Genomic DNA, 21199 nt, shown 5'->3' on the forward strand with positions numbered 1-21199 from the left:
ATTAATTTGTATGAAGCCTACAAAAGTTTTAACGTATATAGTAATAGCAGCAGTCATTTTGATTGCTGTTTTTAGTTTGTTTGATGCAGGAGACAGTCCGAAAGTAGAAAGCAACTACATTGAAGAAATGAAAGCTTTCCGCCACCAAAAGGATAGCTTTATGCGAAATGATGAAAAATCCCCTTTTATTGAACAAAATAAGGAGTTCAAAGGCTTAAAGCATTTTGATGTAGACGAAAGATTTAAAGTAAAGGCATCGGTTGAGGCTCTTGAAAACGGTAAAGTCTATGACTTAAGGACTAGTGATGACAAAGTGAAAACCTATCAAGCAGTTGCAATTTTACATTTTGATATTGTTGGTTCACATCAAGATTTAACTCTACTACAATCTGCTTTAGATGGTCATTTTTTCCTTCCTTTTTACGATGAAACTTCCGCTATCACTACCTATGGAGCTGGCAGGTATTTAGAGCTTGACTTTCAGAAAGGTCAACAACAAGTGATTTTGGATTTCAATAAAGCTTATAATCCCTATTGCGCTTATACTGAAGGTTACAGCTGCCCTGTGCCACCACCGGAAAATAATATATCTATTCCTATTAATGCCGGGGAGAAGAATTATGAGTAGGAGTAAATAGTCAGTCTTTTCTATTTTGCTTTCTAATGCAACAGTATTTCCTGTTTCCAACCGACACCCTTAAAGTCCCCTCAAGGGGACAATCTCACGGATTTCATTTAGCGGTACAGCATAGTGATCATCACTATTTTCATTAGAGTTTAACCCTCAAATACAAAAAGTACACTAATCAGAATCAAATTAAAAAACAAAAGTGCATCTGAGCGCACTCCCCCCTTGAGGGGGGAGCAGGGGGGTGTCCCATAGATTGAGACAACAAATAAAACAGGAAAAATTACGAATAAGCGTAATTATTCATTCTCCTTATCAATCATTTCTTTAATTTTGTTTTTGAAAAATAAAATGGGCTTTTTAAGAACCCGTGTTTGTTAAAACAGAAGTATAAAAATACAGCAATGAAGATAGCTTTAAACTGGTTAAAGAACTATATAAATATTACCCAATCTCCTGTAGAACTTTCAGAAACCCTGACCAACACTGGTCTAGAGGTTGAAGGAATGGAAGAGATTGAAACCATACCTGGTGGATTAAAGGGATTGGTAATTGGAGAAGTAAAGACGTGCAGCAAACATCCAAATGCGGATAAACTGAGCATTACGACAGTTGATATTGGCGAAGAAGAACCAGTACAAATCGTTTGCGGTGCTCCGAATGTAGCAGCAGGTCAAAAAGTAGTGGTCGCCACAGTCAATTCTACCCTATATCCCAATCCTGATGAGCCTTTCAAAATCAAGAAATCCAAAATCCGTGGAGAGGTCAGCATGGGGATGATATGCGCTGAAGATGAAATTGGTATGGGTGCAAGCCATGATGGCATAATGGTATTGAATACTGATAAAGCAAATGGCACTCCGGCAGCAGAATATTTTAATATAGAATCTGATATAGTCTATGAAATTGGCTTAACACCTAACCGTGCTGATGCGATGGGTCACATCGGAGCTGCAAGAGACATCAAAGCCGTAACTGGAGAAGAAGTCCATTTCCCTTCAGTTCTGGATTTCAAAGTGGACAATCAGGACCTTACGATAGCAATAAAAGTAGAAAACCAGGAAGCTTGTCCAAGATATTCTGGTTTAAGCATATCTAATGTTAAAGTTGCTCCAAGTCCGGACTGGTTGCAAAATGCTTTAAAAAGTATTGGCTTACAGCCTATCAATAATGTAGTGGATGTTACTAATTTTGTGATGCACGAATTAGGCCAACCCTTGCATGCTTTCAATGCTGATAAGATTTCAGGCCACACAATCAAGGTCAAAAATTTAAAGGAGGGCAGTAAATTTATTACTTTGGATGAAAAAGAAAGAAAATTATCCGCTAAAGATTTAATGATTTGTGACGGAGATTCCAATCCACTATGTATAGCAGGAGTTTTTGGCGGGATAGATTCCGGAGTTCAAGATCACACCACAAATGTATTTTTGGAATCAGCATATTTCTCAGCCGATAGCGTACGAAAAACATCACAACATCACCAATTAAAAACCGATGCTTCCTTTCGATACGAAAGAGGGACAGACCCTAATATAACCGTTTATGCCCTTAAGAGAGCCGCTCTTTTAATTCAGGAAGTGGCAGGAGGCCAGATCAGCAGTCAGGTTCAGGATGAGTATCCTGTAGCTATTCCAGACAGAGAGGTTTTAATGAAATATAAAAACATCGACCGATTGATAGGAAAAAAACTGGAGCAGAATGAAATCCATACTATTCTCAATCGATTGGATATTGAAACCACTGATAAAACAGAAAATGGATTTAAAGCCATAGTACCACCTTACCGAGTAGATGTTACCCGCGAAGCGGATGTGATTGAAGAAATCATACGAATCTACGGTTTTAACAATATTGATTTGCCCGAAACGCTTTCCAGCAGTTACATGGCTAGTTTCCCGGAAGTCGATCCAGTTAAAATGAGAAAAGAAGCTGGCTTGCTCCTGACGGCCAATGCATTTCAGGAAATAATGACCAACTCTTTAACAAAACCGGTATTTAGCCAACAGTTGGACGGATTCAATCCAGAAGAAAATGTTGAAATGCTTAACAAACTCAGCGAAGATCTGGGCGTAATGAGACAAGACTTGCTGTTTACCGCCATGGATGTTTTAGCTTATAACATCAATCGCAGACAAAATGACTTAAAATTCTATGAATTTGGAAAAGTTTATAAAAAAATTAATTCCAAATATAAGGAAGAAATGCGCCTTGGGATTTATCTGACGGGGAAAAACGAATCTGAAAATTGGATTCGAAAAAATGAATCTGTAAAATTTCATGATCTCTATTCGGCAGTTCTAAAAATTTTCAATAAATTTAATGCGGAAAGTATTGAAAATGAAGAATTTCATAACGATTGCTTCGACTATGGCTTGAAGTTAAAAATCAAGCAAAAATCAGTTGCTGAGCTGGGTAAATTAAGCAAAAAAGCACTGAAATTGAGCGGATTAAAGCAAGATGTTTTCTATGCTAATATCAATTGGGAAGTGTTACTAAAAATGGTTAATACAAATATCCAATTTGAGGCAGTGAGTAAATACCCTGAAGTAAAAAGGGATTTATCGCTCGTGATAGATGAACAAGTTTCGTATGATGAAATTAAGAAGATCAGCTTGAAACAAGCGCAGTACTTAATCAGTAACATTGATGTATTTGATGTTTATCAAGGAGATAAAATCGAAAAAGGAAAAAAAGCTTATGCTTTATCCTTCACCTTGCAGGACAAAACAAAAACATTGACAGATAAAATTATAGATAAAACAATGGAAAAACTGATGAAAGCTTTTGAAAACGAAATCGGAGCAGTAATCAGAAAATAAAAATGAATCAGGCAGCTACACATAATGAATTAAATGCCCTAGAGCGAAAGGTTCAATTACTTTTGAATGATTTTCAAAATGCTAAAAATGAATTGAGGAGCTTGAAAGCTGAAAATGAAGAATTGAAAGCTGTTTTAAAACTAAAAGACGAGAAAATTAACGACTTTCAAAATCAAGATAAAATTAGTAAAATTGTAGGAAGTATTGGGAAGAATGAAGTGGAGGCTTCTGAAATGAAGGGAAAAATTGACGATTACATTAAAGAGATTGATAAATGCATCTTGCATTTAACAAGATAATAGATAAACCGGTTTATGAGAGAACTTTCAATCAAGATCAAAATTGCTGACAGGGAATATCCCATGACAGTGAGAGCGGAAGAAGAGGAAAGAGTAAGAAGAGCCGGTAAATTAATCAATGAACGATTGAAATCTTATAGAGAAAAATTCGGGATTGATGATAAGCAGGACTTGCTTTCAATGGTAGCTTTTGATGCTATTGTTGACAGATTTGGCATTGAAGACGACTTACAAAGCAATGACGAATCGGTTATAAATAAAATAAAATCTATTGAACACTTAATTAATCAATCAATATAGTCCCTTCCATCCAGAGAAACAGAGCCAATTTGGCAATTACATGAAGAAGTTAAATCCAATCAAGATTGGGTTGATAATCGATTTCAAACTTCGTTGTAATTCATTTTTAGTTCTGTAGTCACATCATCACTTCCCACTAAATAATAAGTAAAATGGGAACTATATACATAATCATTTCAGGGGTAGTAGGACTGCTTTTGGGGTTTTTGCTTAGCAAAATTGCTCAAAAAAGCCTCCTTAGTAAGCTCGAAAAAGAAGCGCAGGATAAAGCCGCTTTAATTGTTCGTGAGGCTGAAGTAAATGCCGAGAACACTAAAAAAGATAAAATGCTGGAAGCAAAAGAGCATTTTTTGAAGAAGAAATCTGATTTCGAAGAGGAGGTAGGGCAACGGAAAAGCCAAATGGCTGCGAATGAAAATAAGCTCAAACAAAGAGAGCAAAATCTATCGAAGGACATCGAGCACTTTAAAAGAAAAGAACACGAAACCCAGAAACTTCAAGAAAATCTAAATGCACAGCTTGAAGTAATCGGCAAGCGAAAAGAAGAACTTGAAAAGGTACGTGAGCAGCAAGTCAATATTTTAGAAAAAGCGGCTAACCTCACCGCGGATGAGGCTCGTGAGCAACTGATTGAAACCCTTAAAGATGAAGCAGAAACCAAAGCATCTTCACTGATTAAAGATATCATGGAGGAAGCTAAACTTTCCGCTACCAAAGAAGCAAAGAAAATAGTAATCTCCACTATACAAAGAACTGCCACCGAACATGCTGTTGAAAACTGCGTCTCTATTTTCAATATAGAAAGTGACGATATCAAGGGTAAAATCATTGGTAGAGAAGGACGAAATATTCGTGCATTAGAAGCTGCTACGGGGGTGGAAATCATAGTAGATGATACACCTGAAGCAATCATCATATCAGGTTTTGATCCTGTAAGAAGAGAGATCGCAAGACTATCGCTCCATAGACTTGTTCAAGACGGAAGGATTCATCCTGCCAGAATCGAAGAGATTGTTAATAAGACTAGCAAGAACATAGATGAGGAAATCGTGGAAATTGGTGAAAGAACCGTGATCGATTTAGGGATACATGGTTTACATCCTGAATTAATCAAGATGGTAGGTCGATTGAGATTCCGATCATCATACGGACAAAACTTGTTACAACATTCACGAGAAGTGGCTAATATGTGTGCGACCATGGCTTCTGAATTAGGTTTAAATCCTAAGTTGGCCAAAAGAGCTGGTTTATTGCATGATATTGGAAAAGTTTGGCCAGAAGAACCAGAGCAACCGCACGCTATTCTAGGAATGGAGTTTGCCAAAAGATTTAAAGAGCACCCAGATGTTTTAAATGCGATTGGAGCCCATCATGATGAAATTGAGATGACTTCTTTAATATCCCCTATTGTTCAAGCTTGTGATGCCATTTCAGGCGCAAGACCGGGTGCTAGGAGAGAAATCATGGATAGTTACATCAAAAGATTAAAAGAGCTTGAAGAGCTTGCATTGACTTTTGATGGCGTCAACAAATGCTATGCAATCCAAGCAGGTCGTGAATTGCGAGTGATGGTAGATGCTGAAAATGTAACCGATCAAAAAGCGGGGCAGTTGTCATTTGACATCTCTCAAAAAATAGAAAAAGACATGCAATATCCAGGACAGATAAAAGTAACGGTCATCCGTGAAATGAGGTCCGTATCTTACGCCAAGTAATTCTGTATTGAAGATATTAAACCTGTCAGGTTTTTAAAATACTGACTTTACAATTGACAAGCCCTTTTCAGAAATGATGAGGGCTTTTTAATGCAAATGAAATAAAAGTGTAAATTGCTTATAAAAAATATAAAGTGATTGCTGATGAAAAACACTCTACTACTATTCCTACTCATACTTACAACAGTTTTTTCTTGCAAACAAAAACCGACAGAAGACAAGCAAACAGAAGCCTTTGAAAACCATTTTACTAGCAAAAATCCCTGGCCCGAAATCCGGAAGAAGCGAATCCAAGAATTATTGCCTTCTGCTATGGAAAGAGCAGAAGTTGAAGCTTGGATAGTCATTTGCAGAGAAAACAATAATGACCCAATGGCCATTCATATTGGAGGTGAGAATGCGGGTGGCACTTCTTTCTACCTCTTCTATAAAAAAGGGGACGAGCTTAATTCTGCTGTATTCTCCTCATTCGGAGAGGTAACTGCATTAACTGAATTAGGACTTCATGACAGCATCATAAGCGTTTCAAGAGGGCAAGATGTATTCAAATTAGCAACGGATTTTGTAAAAGAAATCAGTCCCAATAAAATCGCTATCAATACGAGTAGCAGTAATTCTACAGCAGATGGTCTAAGCCACAGCCAATATCAAAAATTGACAAATAGCTTTGGGCAAGAATGGGAAGAAAAACTAATTTCTTCTGAAGCATTGGTTTATGAATGGCTTTCTATTAAACTACCCGAGGAAGTTGAAATCATGCGTAAGGCCGCTGAAATAACTGCCCAATGGGAAGTTGAAGCTTACAAGACCATTGTGCCAGGAAAAACAACAGACGCAGAAGTAGCGGATTTCTTAAATGAAAAAATAAAGACATACGGTTTTGAAGACGGCTGGAACCCTGAACAAAATCCTAATGTGAACTCTGGTCCAGATCGCGGCCATTCTCATGCAACTGACAAAGTCATCATGCCTGGAGATGTCATTCAAACAGACTTCGGCATCAAAGTTTATGGGATTTGGGTGACTGATATCCAAAGATTTGCATACGTGCTGAAGAAGGATGAAGAAAAAGCTCCAGAAAACATTCAAAAATACTGGGACGTGGCCAAAAGAGGCCACCGAATCGTATTTGAAAATATGAAACCAGGCATCTCTGGCTATGAATTGGACCAATTACAGCGGCAATGGATGAAGGAAAACGGTTCTCTGCCTGTCCCGTGGAGTACTGGCCACCCAGTTGGATATGTCGCTCATGATGTTGGCCCGTCCATAGGTGGAGGCCAAGAAGGCATCATTCCGTCAGAAACAGCACTAAAACCGCTTAGGCAAGGAATGGTATTCGCTTATGATGGCTTCTACGCTTGGGAAATTGAAAGCGGTGAAAAAACGATTTCCGTTGAAGAAATGGTAGTGATTACAGAAAATGGCGCTGAATATCTGACAAATCCGCAAGAGGACCTGATTCTGATTGGGCAAGAATAAGCAAATTATACTAAAACGCAATCTAAAATTCGTGATGAGAATTATCTCATATAGCTTTTTGATTCCTTGATCTTGGAAAATGATTACAATTTTTTACTATTCAATCAGCCCAGATTATAAACAGAATTTATGACTTAGATCAGTGAAATAGATGATTTACTTCCGTAATCATCTAAATATCAGTTATTTAATTGACCAGCAGTCCTAATATTCGTATTTTAAGTATGGAAAGTAAAGCCTCAAGTGTTGGGGCTTATTAATCTTTAAATATAGGACTCATGGAACTCAAGAAAAACCCGGCAGTTGACATATATCGCTTTAGAAATGTCTTTCTTAATCTCGGATTAATGGTTTCCATTTCTCTTGTCTTTGCTGTATTTCAGTACAAATCATTTGATAGCACTGGTGCGGTGGATCTAGGCGAAGTCAAGCAAAAAACAAATGAAATAATGGAGATCCCTCCGACCACTCAACCACCTCCTCCGCCTCCAAAAATACAGCTGCCAGAAATCATTGAAGTGGCTAATGAAGAACTAGTCATGGAGGATTTAGACTTAAATTTAGATATTGAGATGAACCAAGATACCAAAATTGTTCAGCTTACTTATGAGGATGACTTAGATGCAGATCTCCCTGAAGAAGAGGTAGATAAAATATTCATGATAGTAGAGCAGGCCGCAGAGCCTGTTGGAGGAGTTAAGGCCTTTTACGCTTACGTAGCTAGTCAGCTTGCAGACAACTATCCTGCTACCGCAGCCAGAATGAATATTGACGGAGTAGTTTATATACAGTTTGTAGTCGAAAAAGATGGCGATATCACCCAAGTGGAAGCTGTAAAAGGTATTGGAGGCGGATGCGATGAATTGGCAGTAATGGTAGTAGAAAATTCCCCAGACTGGGTGCCTGCAAAACAAAGGGGAAGAGCCGTTAGGTCTAGGAAAGTAATTCCTATTCGATTTATTCTAAAAAGAAAATAGTTTTTTGAGCTTAAAAAAACCCTGATAGTTTCCACTATCAGGGTTCGGTAATTGCAGAGGCGGAGGGATTCGAACCCCCGGTACCTCGCGGTACATTGGTTTTCAAGACCAACGCGATCGACCACTCTGCCACGCCTCTAGATTGTCAGAATGATTTGATTTGCTCAAATCGGACTGCAAATGTATGCTAATTTATTTTTTGTGCAAACTGAATCTTAAAAAAAATTACAGCCGATGGAATTTATTTTCCTTTGCCTTCTCCAAACTCACATTCAACTCCAAACCTATGATTAAAAACAAGGACAAAAATGAGAACCAAATCATAATGGCTATCAAAGCACCGATAGAACCATAGAGCTTATTATAAGTTCCGAAATTGTTGACATAAAAAGAAAAACCAAAAGAAGCTGCCAGACTTAAAAAGGTGGCTAATATAGAACCCGGATTGAAAAAATGCCATCTTTTATGAATGGCAGGTGCCCAGTAATAAATCACAGAAATCGCAATTTGAAACAAAAAGAATATCACTAAAAACCTGAGTCCGATGAAAATATAGACTTCGAAACTATCACTTATAATACCGAAATCTTCAAGAATGTAAATGGCTTGTTGCGCTACAATCAGTAGCACTATGGAAGCAACTAAAACAAAGGCTAATAAAAAAGTAAGGCCTATAGCAATCGCTTTAGCTTTAATAAAACCTCGACTGTCCTTTGTCCTGTAGGTCTGATTAAAAGCTGTCATTAATGCACTAGTACCATTGGTTGCAAAGTATAGGGCAAATATGAAACCGACAGATAGCAAGTCACCTCTGGACTTCGACAAAATATCATCAATCGTGGATTGTGCCACTTCGAAAACCGATTGAGGCATGGTCTCTTCTAGCAAGCCCATCACTTCCTGGTTTAAGTTTTCGATTGGCAAATAAGGAATGAGCGTGAACAAGAATATAATAGCCGGAAAAATTGCCAAGGTAAATTGAAAGGCTACATTATTGGCTCTTTCTATCAAATTATGATCACTTAATTCATCAATAAAAATCTTAATTAAATTGAAATAAGAAACTCCACTCCTTTTCAATCGCTTTCTTTTTAAGAAGTGAATGATACTTCTCAAAAAGCCAATGGACATTATGATTCTTAGGTACTTAAACTTCATTCGAAAAAAGGATGTATAATTTTAGTTAAAATTTCAGGCATTTGACAAGGTTTGCCCGTTTTTCTATCCACAAAAACCAAAACTGTGAAGCCCTTATGGATCAACTTCTCCTCTTTAAAAACTTCATATTCATATCGAATCCTTGCGTCAGGTAATTTTGGAATAGATAATTTAATAGTCAATTCATCATCATAGCGAGCTGGTCGCAAATATTTTGAATAGTTTTCCAAAACGGGCATAATAACCCCTTCTTCCTCAATTTCCCGATATGACAACCCTAAATTTCTTATCGATTCTGCTCTTGCTACTTCGAAATATGTAGCATAATTTCCATAATACACATAGCCCATTTGGTCGGTCTCAGCGTAACGAACTCGTATTTTATGTTCAAATTGATACATAAATTATTTATAAATTCTTGATCGGTTTAATTCATTCTGATAGGCTCTCGCATTAATATTATGCTGCCTTAAGTTAGTGGCAAAAGCATGATAGCCTGAAAAATCAGGTTTTGCACAAAAATAAAGATAGTTATGCTCCTCAGGATTTAAGACCGCATCTATCGATTCAATTTCTGGTAAATTAATTGGGCCCGGGGGCAATCCATTGTATTTATATAAATTATAAGGAGAGTCAACTTCTTTATGAATATTCAGTACCCGTTTAATAGTAAAATCACCAACAGCATAAACCAATGCTGGATCTGCTTGCAGTCTCATATTTCTATCTAATCTATTCAAATAGACTCCTGCAACTTTTGGTCTTTCATCCGCTTGCACGGTTTCCGCCTGCACAATTGAAGCCAATGCACTCACTTCTGTTGGGGAAAGTCTAAGAGCCTTTGCTTTGCGCTTTCGTTCTTCAGTCCAAAATCGCTGATACTCTGCATACATTTTATCAAATAAACCTTGCTCAGAAATGGTGTAGTAAACCTCATAGGTATTAGGAATAAACATGCTTAAAATATTTTCTTGAGTAAATCCATAAGCATTGATTAAAGAATCATTATTTAACAATCCTAAGAACGCAACTGAATCGGCTTGCAAATTATCTGTTATTTTTCCTGCTAAATCCGACTTGAGACGAACATTATTGAAAGTCGTAGTTGTTGGTGTCTGTTCTCCCGCTCTTAGCATTCTCACCGCCTGAAGATTGGTCATATCTTTTCTCATCAAATAAAGCCCAGGCTTCATATTTTCTTGATAATCCAAAAGCTTGGCAACAAAACTAAAGGAGAGCATATCATTGACAATACCTCTTTCATAAACGATATCTTGTAAATCCTGAAAATTCATATCTTCTTCAATCACAATGACCTCATCGCCTTTTTCCACTAGAATATTTTCAGAGAAAAAAACTTGATAAAAGTAGAAAACAAAAGAAGTCAGCAGGATGGAGAATACTACCACAAAGCCAATTAGAAATTTATTCCTGTTCATAAAATTTTTATTTCACATATTTGAAAGTGCAAATTTAAGGATTTTGTTTAGGCTTGAACTATTCTAATTAATTTCAAATTGATTAATATTGTGTATGGCAGCAGAATTAATCAAATTATACGAAGAAAATCCCGATCCTAGAAAAATCCAACAGATAGTTGACATCTTGAAAAATGGGGGAGTAATTATTTATCCTACAGATACTATCTACGGTTTAGGTTGTGATTTAACAAATAGAAAAGCTATTGACAAATTATGTTGGGTGAAAGGAATTAAACCTGGAAAAATAAATCTGTCATTCATTTGCGAGGACATGAGCCACATTTCCGATTATGTTAAAAATTTATCAACTCCTACATTTAAGTTGATGAAGAAAAATCTTCCTGGGCCCTTTACTTTTATCTTGCCTGCCAATAGTAATGTACCCAAAATCGTAAACGCCAATAAGAAAACAGTCGGAATTAGAATTCCCAATAATAAAATTCCCACTGCTATAGTTAAAGCTTTGGGTAACCCTTTGATCAGCACATCACTTAGAGAGGATGATATAGTGGAATACCCAACAGACCCCGAAGAAATATATGAGAACTTTAAAAGTATGGTGGATGTGGTTATCGATGGCGGTTATGGTCACAATACACCTTCAACGGTAATAGATTGCACTACAGAACCGGCAGAAATTGTGAGAGAAGGATTGGGAGAAGTTATTTTATAGTATTTGGAAATAAAAATTAATGCAGGATTCAATTTTAATAGAATTGCAATATTTACCTTCCATCGCTTTTTTTTCAAATCTGGAAGGCAAAGAAAAACTTATTTTAGAAGCAAATGAATTTTTTGAAAAACAAACGTATAGAAACCGTTGCCACTTACTTTCTTCTCAACAAATTGAAATTTTAACAGTCCCTCTACAAGGTGCTAATAAAAAAATAAAGACCCGTGATATAAAAATAGATAACAGTCAAAGCTGGAGTAAAAAGCATTGGAGGAGTATTCAGACTTGCTATGGAAAATCACCTTTTTTCGAATATTTTGCTGATGAATTTCATCCAATATATAAAAACAACTATATTTTTTTATGGGATCTCAATTTAGATTTACTGACAATCTGTCTTAAAATCACCGCCCAAAAAATAAAAATAGTGGAAAGCGTCAGCTACAAGAAAAATATTTCGGAAAACGTTATGGATGCCAGATCGTTAATACACCCTAAGAAACCTGATTATTTAGAACGACTTTATAAATCTACAGCATATGGTCAAAGTTTTGGCAACAATTTTGAACCGAACTTAAGTGTTATAGATTTGTTGATGAACGAAGGACCAAATGCGAAAAATGTCATTCAGCAGTCAATTTTCAAATAAATTAAACCTTAGGTTTTTTATTTAGTTTTTATAATAGTTACATTTAAACATGTCTTAGGGCATGAGTATAGAATATCGAGCAGTAAGCATATGGAAGCAAAATTTTCAAACAGAGTTAAAGAGGTAATTTCTTTGAGCCGAGAGGAGGCTCTAAGATTAGGCCATGACTATATTGGTACAGAGCATTTGTTATTAGGAATGGTAAGAGAAGGAGAAGGCGTGGCGATCAGTCTTTTGAAAAAGTTAGGCGTTTCGCTCGATGAACTTCGAGGGGAATTAGAAAGAAGCACAAGAGGCACCGCGACAAATAATGTAAAAAACCTTGCCAATATACCGTTGACAAAGCAATCCGAGAAAGTATTAAAAATCACTTATTTGGAGGCTAAAATTTTTAAAAGTCAATTAATCGGCACCGAACATCTATTATTATCCATATTGAGAGATGAAGATAATATAGCTTCTCAAGTGATGGAGAAATTTGATGTGAATTACGATGTCATTAAGGAGCTCTTAGAATATCAAACCCAAAACCCTATGGCTTCTTCCGATACGGATGATAGCGATGAGGACTCAGGGAAAATATTTGGTAGTGGTTCAAGGGAAACTAGCGGTGGAGGAGCTGGTGGATCTAAGACAAGTGAAAAATCCAAAACTCCTGTTCTGGATAATTTCGGACGTGATTTGACCAAAATGGCGGAAGAAGATAAATTAGATCCTATAGTAGGCCGTGAAAAAGAAATTGAGCGCGTTGCCCAAATTTTATCAAGAAGAAAGAAAAATAACCCGATTTTAATTGGTGAGCCAGGTGTTGGTAAAACTGCGATCGCTGAAGGTTTGGCCTTGAGAATTGTCCAAAGAAAAGTTTCTAGAGTTCTTTTTGGTAAAAGAGTAGTGACCTTAGACTTGGCATCTTTGGTGGCAGGAACTAAATATCGAGGGCAGTTTGAAGAAAGAATGAAAGCAGTAATGAATGAGTTGGAGAAATCTCCTAATGTAATCTTATTCATTGATGAATTGCATACTATAGTGGGTGCAGGCGGAGCCTCTGGATCTTTAGACGCCAGTAATATGTTTAAACCTGCATTGGCAAGAGGTGAAATACAATGTATTGGTGCTACAACATTAGACGAGTATCGTCAATATATTGAAAAAGATGGCGCTTTGGCAAGACGTTTCCAAATGGTAATGGTAGATGCTACCTCCCCTGAAGAAACGAGAGAAATCTTGATGAACATTAAAGATAAATATGAAGATCACCACAATGTTAATTTTACGGATGAAGCAATTGAATCATGTGTAAAACTTAGTGATCGATATATATCTGACAGATTTTTACCAGATAAAGCCATAGATGTAATGGATGAAGCAGGTGCAAGAGTACATCTGAATAACATTCATGTCCCAGATTCTATTGTAAAACTTGAAGCCTCAATTGAAGACATCAAAAAAGAGAAGAATCAGGTAGTCAGAAGTCAGAAATACGAAGAAGCTGCTCGTTTGAGAGATACAGAAAAGAAACTCATTGAAGAGTTAGAAATTGAAAAAAGCAAATGGGAAGAAGAGACAAAAGCTAAACGTTATACCGTAACGGAAGAAAATGTAGCGGAAGTAATTGCCATGATGACTGGAGTTCCTACTAAGCGGGTTGCACAGAATGAAAGTGTAAAACTTAAGGGAATGGGTGATGATTTGAAAAAACAAGTTATCGGTCAAGATGAGGCGATTGGAAAACTTTCTAAAGCAATCCAAAGAACAAGAATTGGCTTAAAAGATCCAAAAAAACCAATTGGTTCTTTCGTTTTCTTGGGACCGACAGGAGTTGGTAAAACTGAATTGGCAAAAGTCCTTTCTACTTATTTATTTGACAAAGAAGACGCTCTTATCAGAATAGATATGAGTGAATATATGGAAAAATTCTCCGTTTCAAGATTGGTAGGAGCGCCTCCAGGCTATGTTGGTTACGAGGAAGGTGGACAATTAACCGAAAAGGTAAGAAGAAAGCCTTATTCAGTTGTACTTTTAGATGAGATTGAAAAAGCACATCCCGATGTATTTAATCTACTGTTACAAGTATTAGATGATGGGATACTGACCGATGGATTAGGTAGAAGAGTAGATTTTAGAAATACTATCATTATTATGACCTCCAACATTGGAGTTCGTGACTTGAAAGATTTTGGTGCCGGAATCGGATTTGCCAACAGTGCAAAAGCAGATAATTCTAATGAGGTAATGAAATCTACTATTCAAAATGCTCTAAAAAAGGCATTCAGTCCTGAATTTTTGAATAGATTGGATGACGTGATTGTTTTCAATCATCTTGAAAGAGAAGATTTACATAAAATCATTGATATTTCTTTAAAGAAGGTATTTGATAGAATGTTGTCTTTAGGTTATGATATTGATTTAACAGATGCAGCGAAAGACTTCTTATCTAAAAAAGGATATGACCAGCAATATGGTGCGAGACCATTAAACAGGGCTATCCAAAAACATTTAGAAGACTTAGTTGCAGAAGAAATTTTAAACGAGAAAATAAAAATTGGTGATTCCATTATTGCAGATCATGATGGAAAAAGTGAAACACTCTTTATAAAGTCGAAGAAAAAGAAGAAGGAAGATAAGAAGGAAAAGAAAAACCAAGACAAGGAAGACACCAATCAAGAAAATAAAAAAGAGGCTGAATAATCAGCCTCTTTTTTTTGCTGCAGTTTTGAAACAATCCTCATTATTCAGAGCGTCATCCCCGCGCATACAGGGATCTGACTATTTTAATTAAAGATTTAAATAACCCCTGGTTATTTTCGAAGACTAAAATTTAAACCGAAAATATATCCCATAGATACAAATTGTTGAGTCTAAGTTTCAATAAAAAAAAGATTCCTTCCTTCGCAGGGAGGAAGTATAGACTAGAGTTATTACCATACACAAGAAAGGACCGTCATTCCTTTGAAGAAGTGAATCCATCGATTTTGATCTTTGACTAAAATACGGAACAACTTAAAATTCACAGCCCTACCAAAACTTACATCTGTAAATTACCTCACCTATCCTATCAAAAATCAAATTGGTAGCCAAAACATTGCACTTAAACGATAATGTATTGAATTAATTTGAAAACAGCTTTAAATAAGCGACATTTACGATACAATAAAACAATAAATCATGCATATTGCAACAGTGGAAAAAATTAGCGTTATCGATAAATTCACCCAAACAATTGAATTAAGTGGAGCCTCTGCTCGCGAGTGGAAAATTGGTATTGCGTCTCTTGAGAGAGCATCGCTTCTAGGAGTAAAAGAAGAAATTTATTATCAAAAGTGTCCAATAGAAGAAGCCAAAGAAATAGTGTTCCATTTTATAGCTCAGGGAGTTCAGACTTGCAATATGAGCAAGGCAAACTTTAATGGGATTTACCTATATCGGTAAATAGCTGTAAGGGGAGGATTCGAACCTCCAAGGAGCAGTTAGGCTACAGTTCCCACGATAAACTGCCATGCAAATTATCATGAAAGTCCTGCGCTTTATCCCAAACCTCCACCCCCGAGACAGGAGGGCATGTTTGCCAATTCCATCACCTTACAAAGTAAATGAAAACTTAAAAAGCCCCTTATCTCGTGACTTAGGGCTCTTCAATTATCCATTATTTCAATCTTTACAAACCTTTTGTTCGCTTTTAGCTGTAAGGGGAGGATTCGAACCTCCAAGGAGCAGTTAGGCTGCAGTTCCCACGATAAACTGCCATGCAAATTATCGTGAAAGTCCTGAGCTTTATCCCAAACCTCCACCCCCGAGACAGAAGGGCATGCTTGCCAATTCCATCACCTTACAAAGTAAATGAAAACTTAAAAAACCCCTTATCTCGTGACTTAGGGCTCTTCAATTATCCATTATTTCAATCTTTACAAACCTTTTGTTCGCTTTTAGCTGTAAGGGGAGGATTCGAACCTCCAAGGAGCAGTTAGGCTGCAGTTCCCACGATAAACTGCCATGCAAATTATCGTGAAAGTCCTGAGCTTTATCCCAATTCTCCACCCCCGAGACAGGAGGGCATGTTTGCCAATTCCATCACCTTACAATATTTAATCAATTTGGCACTTTTTGCCTTTCTGATATTTCAAAGGTAATAAAAACATCATTATGTTACATATTATTTAATTTTATTTGATAATAAATACGTATATCGTATTTTTACAGTAATTTAATTATTCACTCAATAATTTACTCCCTAAAAACACATGCAAAATTATCAACTTGATAATACCGATTTAGCCATATTAAATATTCTTATGCAGGATGCACGAAGACCATTCACAGAAGTGGCCGAAGAAGTCTTTGTTTCTCCTGGAACTGTCCACGTCAGAATGCGAAAAATGGAAAAACTAGGGTTGATTAAGAATTCTCAACTACAAGTGGACTTATCTAAACTAGGCTTAGATGTGACAGCTTTCCTAGGTGTATACCTTCAGAAAAGCTCTTTATACGATGATGTAGTGGCAGCGTTAAAAGCAATTCCTGAAATTGTAGATTGTCATTATACCACTGGAGCTTATTCTATGTTTGTAAAAATTGTTTGTAGAGACACCAATCACTTAAAAAACATACTACACGACTTCATTCAACCGATAGAAGGAATTGAAAGAACGGAGACTTTTATATCTTTGGAGGAAAGTATAAATAGACAAGTACAATTAAATAGAGCCTATTAGGCAATTACGCGAGAGAAACTTGTATCTGTTTGATATTCAGAACCAAACGATAAATATTTGTGAAATTAATTATTAGATTCCATATAAATAGTAAATAAATGCTCAACTACATCATCTGGAACCCCGATGGAACATTAATAGATTTTGGCTTTTACCAATTAAGATGGTATTCAGTACTCTTTGGGTTAGGCTTTGTTTTAGGCTATCAGTTTGTAAAATGGCGTTTCAAAAGAGATGAAGTAAATGTAAAATTACTCGATAATCTTGCAGTTTATTTGGTGGTAGGCACTATAATAGGCGCAAGATTGGGACATTGCATTTTCTATGACTGGGATTACTATCAAAATCATTTACTGGAAATCCTGCTTCCGTTTCGATTTTCACCATCTTTTGAATTCATTGGATATAGAGGACTAGCAAGCCACGGTGGTGGTGCTGGAGTGATCATCGCATTGCTCATTTATGCGAAGATGGAGAAAATCTCAAAGATGTGGATTTTGGATACCATAGCTTTAGTAATTCCTTTGGCTGCCGCTTGTATTCGCTTGGGAAATTTAATGAATTCAGAAATCATTGGAAGCCCTTCCAATGTCAGTTGGGCATTTATTTTTCAAGGCATTGACAATATCCCAAGACATCCCGCTCAATTATATGAAGCCCTCTCCTATCTTCTAATATTCGGGGTTTTATTCTGGTTCGATAAAAAGCAAAAGTTTGGAAAAGGATTTATATTTGGATCCATGCTGGTTCTGTTATTCACTGCACGTTTTTTTATCGAATTCGTAAAAGCTGACCAATCTGCTTTCGAAGCGGATATGGTTTTAAATATGGGGCAATGGCTAAGTATTCCTTATTTTCTTATTGGATGGGTTTTGGTTTGGTTTGGTGTAAAAGGTAAAAACTAACTACTACACTCAATCTTCTATTATGATAAAACCGTTAAAACGGTTTGGTTTCATTCTCCCATTTAAGCCATGGTTAAAACCGCGGCTTATGGCTGTAAGAGCAAATAACAAGCATGTTACACGAATGCGGTATATGAGAATATAGAATTCTATAAGTATTGCAATACCAACATTCACCTTAATAATAATTAATAAGCATAATGACCAAGGACATCAAAATGTAAACAAACATAATCCCATTTGATATCTTTAGTCGTTCATTTTCTTTTTTCAAACTTTTGATCTCTGCTTCTGCATCCATTTTGCAAATGGAATTTTTATTTATATTAGAGTCAATATCCCGTAAATTGATAAATAGAAAGTTATCAGAGGCCTATCGCGTGTGCTGGTAGGAAAGCTCATGCACCCTTAACTCTTTCACATTTCAAAATTATCTTTCTCAAAACCAAACAATCCTCTATGCTATTTTGTAAATTAGCAAGTTATAAATGCAGAGGATGAGTTTAACGAAAGAAGCCAAAAATAAAGTTCAAAACACTACTACAGCAAGTCAGGATGAATATCTTGAAGTCATTGGTGCTAGGGAACATAACCTAAAAAATATTGACATCTCCATTCCGCGAGATAAACTAGTGGTTGTGACTGGAATTAGTGGAAGTGGGAAATCAAGTTTAGCTTTTGACACCATTTATGCGGAAGGGCAAAGACGTTATATGGAAAGCTTCTCCGCCTATGCTCGATCTTTTATTGGCAATATGGAACGCCCTGATGTGGACAAAATCAATGGACTTTCTCCCGTTATTTCCATAGAACAAAAAACCACCTCAAAAAACCCACGATCAACAGTAGGTACCCTTACCGAAATTTATGACTTTTTAAGAGTGCTTTATGCCCGTGCTGGTGAAGCGGTTTCTTACAAAACAGGTAAGAAAATGCAGCGCCAAACCGAAGATCAAATTATTGATCATCTAATTGGTGAATTTCCTGATGCCAAACTAAGCATTTTGGCACCTGTGGTGAAAGGTAGAAAGGGACACTACCGGGAGCTATTCCAACAAATTCGGAAAATGGGCTTTACAAAAGCGCGAGTCGATGGCGTTATTTTAGAAATTGATGCCCGAATGCAGGTAGATCGCTACAAGACACACGATATTGAAATTGTGGTAGATAGAATTGTGGTCAATGAAAAAGATAAATACCGTATTACACAATCTGTTAAAACTGCTTTAAAACATGGGAATGGGATAATGATGGTCAGAGATACTGATGGAAATGTTCATCACTTCTCACAAAATCTCATGGATCCTGAAACAGGTCTAGCTTATGATGAGCCAGCACCCAATAGTTTCTCATTTAACTCCCCTTATGGTGCATGCCCTACTTGTAAAGGCTTGGGTGAACTAGAAAATATTACGAAGGAAACGGTAATACCAAATCCGAAATTGAGTATAAGCCGAGGAGGAATTGCTCCCTTAGGAGAGTATCGTGATATATGGATTTTCAAAAAAATAGATGCCATATTAAAGAATACGGATGTTAACCTCAGCACACCGATTGATAAGTTTCCGGAGGACGTCTTAAACGTATTGCTCTTTGGAAGCAAAACTAAAGTGGAAGTGAATTCGAAGAAGTATCCAGGAACGAAATGGAGCACTAGCTTTGAAGGCATTATTAAATTTTTACAGAAGCAGCAAGAAAGTGGTACCGATAAAATGCGAGATTGGCTGGAGGAATATACTGTAGTCCAAAAATGCCCTGACTGCAATGGTCAGCGATTAAAAAAGGAATCACTTCATTTCCTGATTGATGGAAAAAACATCTCCGAATTGGCATTAATGAGCATCAGCGCATTGGGCAATTGGTTTGAAAATATTGAGGAAAGACTTTCTGAAAAGCAAAATCTAATAGGTGCAGAAGTTTTAAAGGAAATAAGAAAGCGAGTGGGCTTTATGTTGGATGTGGGTCTAGACTATTTATCCCTTGACCGACCTTTAAAAACACTTTCGGGCGGTGAAGCGCAAAGGATTCGATTGGCTACTCAAATTGGTACGCAACTGGTGGGCGTTCTCTATATTTTAGATGAACCTAGCATTGGCTTGCACCAAAGAGATAATACTAAGCTCATCGCTGCTCTTCAAGATTTAAGGGATTTGGGAAATACCGTAATGGTGGTGGAACATGATAAGGACATGATGCTGGCTTCCGACTTTATATTAGACATTGGGCCAGGAGCAGGTAGGCATGGAGGAAAAATTGTTGCAGCGGGCACGCCAGATGAATTTTTAAAACAAGGCAGTAAAACTGCTAAATATTTGAAAGGGGAATTAAATATTGAAATACCCACGGAAAGAAGAAAAGGAAACGGCAAAAAACTTCAATTAAAAGGAGCCAAAGGAAATAACCTGAAAAATGTAAATGTTGACTTTCCATTAGGGACTATGATGTGCGTAACAGGTGTTTCCGGCAGCGGAAAGTCCACTTTAATTCATGATACGCTGTACCCGATTTTAAACCAAAAATTCTATAGATCTAAAAAAGACCCAATGGAACATGATTCCATTAAGGGCTTAGAGCATTTAGACAAGGTCATCGAAGTAGATCAATCACCCATTGGCAGAACGCCACGCTCTAATCCGGCAACTTACTCTGGAGTTTTTACAGATATTCGCGCCTTATTTAGCAATTTACCAGAAGCTAAAATTAGAGGGTATAAGCCCGGTAGGTTTTCTTTTAATGTAAAAGGCGGTAGATGCGAAACATGCGAAGGAGCCGGTATGAAATTGATCGAGATGGACTTCTTGCCTGATGTGCACGTTCCTTGTGAGACTTGCAAGGGCAAAAGGTACAATCGAGAAACTTTGGAAGTGCGATTTAAGGGAAAATCTATTTCTGATGTTTTGGATATGACAGTAGAGCAAGCAGTTGAGTTTTTTACAAACCAACCTAAAATTCTAAGAAAAATCAAGACGCTTTCTGAAGTAGGTTTAGGCTATATCACTTTGGGACAACATGCTACCACTCTCTCCGGTGGCGAAGCTCAAAGAGTAAAATTAGCTACGGAACTATCTAAAAAAGATACCGGAAATACCTTCTACATCCTAGATGAACCCACAACAGGACTCCATTTTCAAGATATAGAACATCTTTTAGAAGTACTGCAAAAGTTGGTGGATAAAGGCAATACTGTTTTGGTGATCGAACATAATATGGATGTCATCAAAGTAGCAGATTACTTAATAGATTTAGGCCCCGAAGGCGGAACTGGAGGAGGAAATATTGTATTTACTGGGACTCCAGAGAAAATCATTAAATTAGACAATAGCTATACTGGTAAATTTTTAAAACCGGAACTATAGAAAGGAATCCCCAATTTATTTCAATGGGCTCAGCATAATTTTTTA

General features: G+C 36.9%; 17 protein-coding genes and 1 tRNA gene. 14 read left to right on the forward strand and 4 right to left on the reverse strand.

Annotation, left to right across the window (positions count from 1 at the left end):
- Positions 1-10: 10 nt before the first annotated feature.
- The 7 genes from Q3Y49_RS03060 (at position 11) to Q3Y49_RS03090 (ending at position 8223) form a co-directional block, all read left to right on the forward strand.
- Positions 11-628: a DUF1684 domain-containing protein gene (locus Q3Y49_RS03060; protein ID WP_303270767.1), complete on the forward strand. Its 618-nt coding sequence runs from the start codon at positions 11-13 to the stop codon at positions 626-628.
- A 404-nt stretch (positions 629-1032) separates the two neighbouring features.
- Positions 1033-3450, forward strand: coding sequence for a phenylalanine--tRNA ligase subunit beta (gene pheT / locus Q3Y49_RS03065; protein ID WP_303270768.1), 2418 nt, complete (start codon positions 1033-1035; stop codon positions 3448-3450).
- 2 nt (positions 3451-3452) lie between these two features.
- Complete coding sequence (locus tag Q3Y49_RS03070) at positions 3453-3749, forward strand: hypothetical protein (protein ID WP_303270769.1); 297 nt, start codon at positions 3453-3455, stop codon at positions 3747-3749.
- A 15-nt stretch (positions 3750-3764) separates the two neighbouring features.
- Positions 3765-4049 carry a cell division protein ZapA gene (locus Q3Y49_RS03075; protein ID WP_303270770.1) on the forward strand — a complete coding sequence of 95 codons (285 nt, stop codon included), beginning with the start codon at positions 3765-3767 and terminating at the stop codon, positions 4047-4049.
- Between the two features lie 152 nt (positions 4050-4201).
- The gene (rny, locus tag Q3Y49_RS03080; protein WP_303270771.1) at positions 4202-5764 is read left to right on the forward strand and encodes a ribonuclease Y; all 1563 of its coding nucleotides are present in this window, start codon (positions 4202-4204) and stop codon (positions 5762-5764) included.
- Between the two features lie 144 nt (positions 5765-5908).
- Positions 5909-7246 carry a M24 family metallopeptidase gene (locus tag Q3Y49_RS03085; RefSeq protein WP_303270772.1) on the forward strand — a complete coding sequence of 446 codons (1338 nt, stop codon included), beginning with the start codon at positions 5909-5911 and terminating at the stop codon, positions 7244-7246.
- 278 nt (positions 7247-7524) lie between these two features.
- Positions 7525-8223 (forward strand): energy transducer TonB, encoded by a 699-nt coding sequence (locus tag Q3Y49_RS03090; RefSeq protein ID WP_303270773.1) that lies wholly within the window; start codon positions 7525-7527, stop codon positions 8221-8223.
- Between the two features lie 54 nt (positions 8224-8277).
- Here Q3Y49_RS03090 and Q3Y49_RS03095 read toward each other — a convergent pair.
- The 4 genes from Q3Y49_RS03095 to mltG all read right to left on the reverse strand — a co-directional run bounded on the left by Q3Y49_RS03095 (position 8278) and on the right by mltG (position 10820).
- Positions 8278-8362 (reverse strand) — tRNA-Ser (locus Q3Y49_RS03095).
- 86 nt (positions 8363-8448) lie between these two features.
- Positions 8449-9381, reverse strand: a complete 933-nt coding sequence (locus Q3Y49_RS03100; protein ID WP_303270774.1) for a YihY/virulence factor BrkB family protein — start codon at positions 9379-9381, stop codon at positions 8449-8451.
- Positions 9378-9782, reverse strand: a complete 405-nt coding sequence (locus Q3Y49_RS03105) for an acyl-CoA thioesterase (protein WP_303270775.1) — start codon at positions 9780-9782, stop codon at positions 9378-9380. The genes Q3Y49_RS03100 and Q3Y49_RS03105 overlap by 4 nt, the downstream gene beginning before the upstream one ends.
- A gap of 3 nt (positions 9783-9785) precedes the next feature.
- On the reverse strand, positions 9786-10820 hold the full coding sequence (gene mltG / locus Q3Y49_RS03110; RefSeq protein ID WP_303270777.1) for an endolytic transglycosylase MltG: 1035 nt from the start codon (positions 10818-10820) through the stop codon (positions 9786-9788).
- A 94-nt stretch (positions 10821-10914) separates the two neighbouring features.
- On the opposite strand from mltG, the gene Q3Y49_RS03115 reads away from it, so the two are divergent.
- The 7 genes from Q3Y49_RS03115 to uvrA all read left to right on the forward strand — a co-directional run bounded on the left by Q3Y49_RS03115 (position 10915) and on the right by uvrA (position 21154).
- Positions 10915-11535: an L-threonylcarbamoyladenylate synthase gene (locus Q3Y49_RS03115; RefSeq protein ID WP_303270778.1), complete on the forward strand. Its 621-nt coding sequence runs from the start codon at positions 10915-10917 to the stop codon at positions 11533-11535.
- A gap of 19 nt (positions 11536-11554) precedes the next feature.
- Entirely contained in the window at positions 11555-12184 is a 630-nt protein-coding gene (locus tag Q3Y49_RS03120) for a WbqC family protein (RefSeq protein ID WP_303270779.1), read from the forward strand.
- A 90-nt stretch (positions 12185-12274) separates the two neighbouring features.
- Complete coding sequence (locus Q3Y49_RS03125) at positions 12275-14872, forward strand: ATP-dependent Clp protease ATP-binding subunit (protein WP_303270780.1); 2598 nt, start codon at positions 12275-12277, stop codon at positions 14870-14872.
- A 477-nt stretch (positions 14873-15349) separates the two neighbouring features.
- Positions 15350-15613: a hypothetical protein gene (locus tag Q3Y49_RS03130; RefSeq protein WP_303270781.1), complete on the forward strand. Its 264-nt coding sequence runs from the start codon at positions 15350-15352 to the stop codon at positions 15611-15613.
- Positions 15614-16422: 809 nt separating this feature from the next.
- On the forward strand, positions 16423-16893 hold the full coding sequence (locus tag Q3Y49_RS03135) for an Lrp/AsnC ligand binding domain-containing protein (protein ID WP_303270782.1): 471 nt from the start codon (positions 16423-16425) through the stop codon (positions 16891-16893).
- A gap of 98 nt (positions 16894-16991) precedes the next feature.
- The gene (gene lgt / locus Q3Y49_RS03140) at positions 16992-17798 is read left to right on the forward strand and encodes a prolipoprotein diacylglyceryl transferase (protein ID WP_303270783.1); all 807 of its coding nucleotides are present in this window, start codon (positions 16992-16994) and stop codon (positions 17796-17798) included.
- Between the two features lie 497 nt (positions 17799-18295).
- Positions 18296-21154 (forward strand): excinuclease ABC subunit UvrA, encoded by a 2859-nt coding sequence (uvrA, locus tag Q3Y49_RS03145; protein WP_303270784.1) that lies wholly within the window; start codon positions 18296-18298, stop codon positions 21152-21154.
- Positions 21155-21199 lie beyond the last annotated feature (45 nt).

The organism is Marivirga harenae (assembly GCF_030534335.1).
In the GTDB taxonomy this organism is placed as follows: domain Bacteria; phylum Bacteroidota; class Bacteroidia; order Cytophagales; family Cyclobacteriaceae; genus Marivirga; species Marivirga harenae.

Bases quoted from the DNA above. Each gene is read 5' to 3' on its own strand.
- Q3Y49_RS03060 (WP_303270767.1), top strand. From the start codon at position 11: ATGAAGCCTACAAAAGTTTTAACGTATATAGTAATAGCAGCAGTCATT.
- pheT (WP_303270768.1), top strand. From the start codon at position 1,033: ATGAAGATAGCTTTAAACTGGTTAAAGAACTATATAAATATTACCCAA.
- Q3Y49_RS03070 (WP_303270769.1), top strand. From the start codon at position 3,453: ATGAATCAGGCAGCTACACATAATGAATTAAATGCCCTAGAGCGAAAG.
- Q3Y49_RS03075 (WP_303270770.1), top strand. From the start codon at position 3,765: ATGAGAGAACTTTCAATCAAGATCAAAATTGCTGACAGGGAATATCCC.
- rny (WP_303270771.1), top strand. From the start codon at position 4,202: ATGGGAACTATATACATAATCATTTCAGGGGTAGTAGGACTGCTTTTG.
- Q3Y49_RS03085 (WP_303270772.1), top strand. From the start codon at position 5,909: ATGAAAAACACTCTACTACTATTCCTACTCATACTTACAACAGTTTTT.
- Q3Y49_RS03090 (WP_303270773.1), top strand. From the start codon at position 7,525: ATGGAACTCAAGAAAAACCCGGCAGTTGACATATATCGCTTTAGAAAT.
- Q3Y49_RS03100 (WP_303270774.1), bottom strand. From the start codon at position 9,381: ATGAAGTTTAAGTACCTAAGAATCATAATGTCCATTGGCTTTTTGAGA.
- Q3Y49_RS03105 (WP_303270775.1), bottom strand. From the start codon at position 9,782: ATGTATCAATTTGAACATAAAATACGAGTTCGTTACGCTGAGACCGAC.
- mltG (WP_303270777.1), bottom strand. From the start codon at position 10,820: ATGAACAGGAATAAATTTCTAATTGGCTTTGTGGTAGTATTCTCCATC.
- Q3Y49_RS03115 (WP_303270778.1), top strand. From the start codon at position 10,915: ATGGCAGCAGAATTAATCAAATTATACGAAGAAAATCCCGATCCTAGA.
- Q3Y49_RS03120 (WP_303270779.1), top strand. From the start codon at position 11,555: ATGCAGGATTCAATTTTAATAGAATTGCAATATTTACCTTCCATCGCT.
- Q3Y49_RS03125 (WP_303270780.1), top strand. From the start codon at position 12,275: ATGGAAGCAAAATTTTCAAACAGAGTTAAAGAGGTAATTTCTTTGAGC.
- Q3Y49_RS03130 (WP_303270781.1), top strand. From the start codon at position 15,350: ATGCATATTGCAACAGTGGAAAAAATTAGCGTTATCGATAAATTCACC.
- Q3Y49_RS03135 (WP_303270782.1), top strand. From the start codon at position 16,423: ATGCAAAATTATCAACTTGATAATACCGATTTAGCCATATTAAATATT.
- lgt (WP_303270783.1), top strand. From the start codon at position 16,992: ATGCTCAACTACATCATCTGGAACCCCGATGGAACATTAATAGATTTT.
- uvrA (WP_303270784.1), top strand. From the start codon at position 18,296: ATGAGTTTAACGAAAGAAGCCAAAAATAAAGTTCAAAACACTACTACA.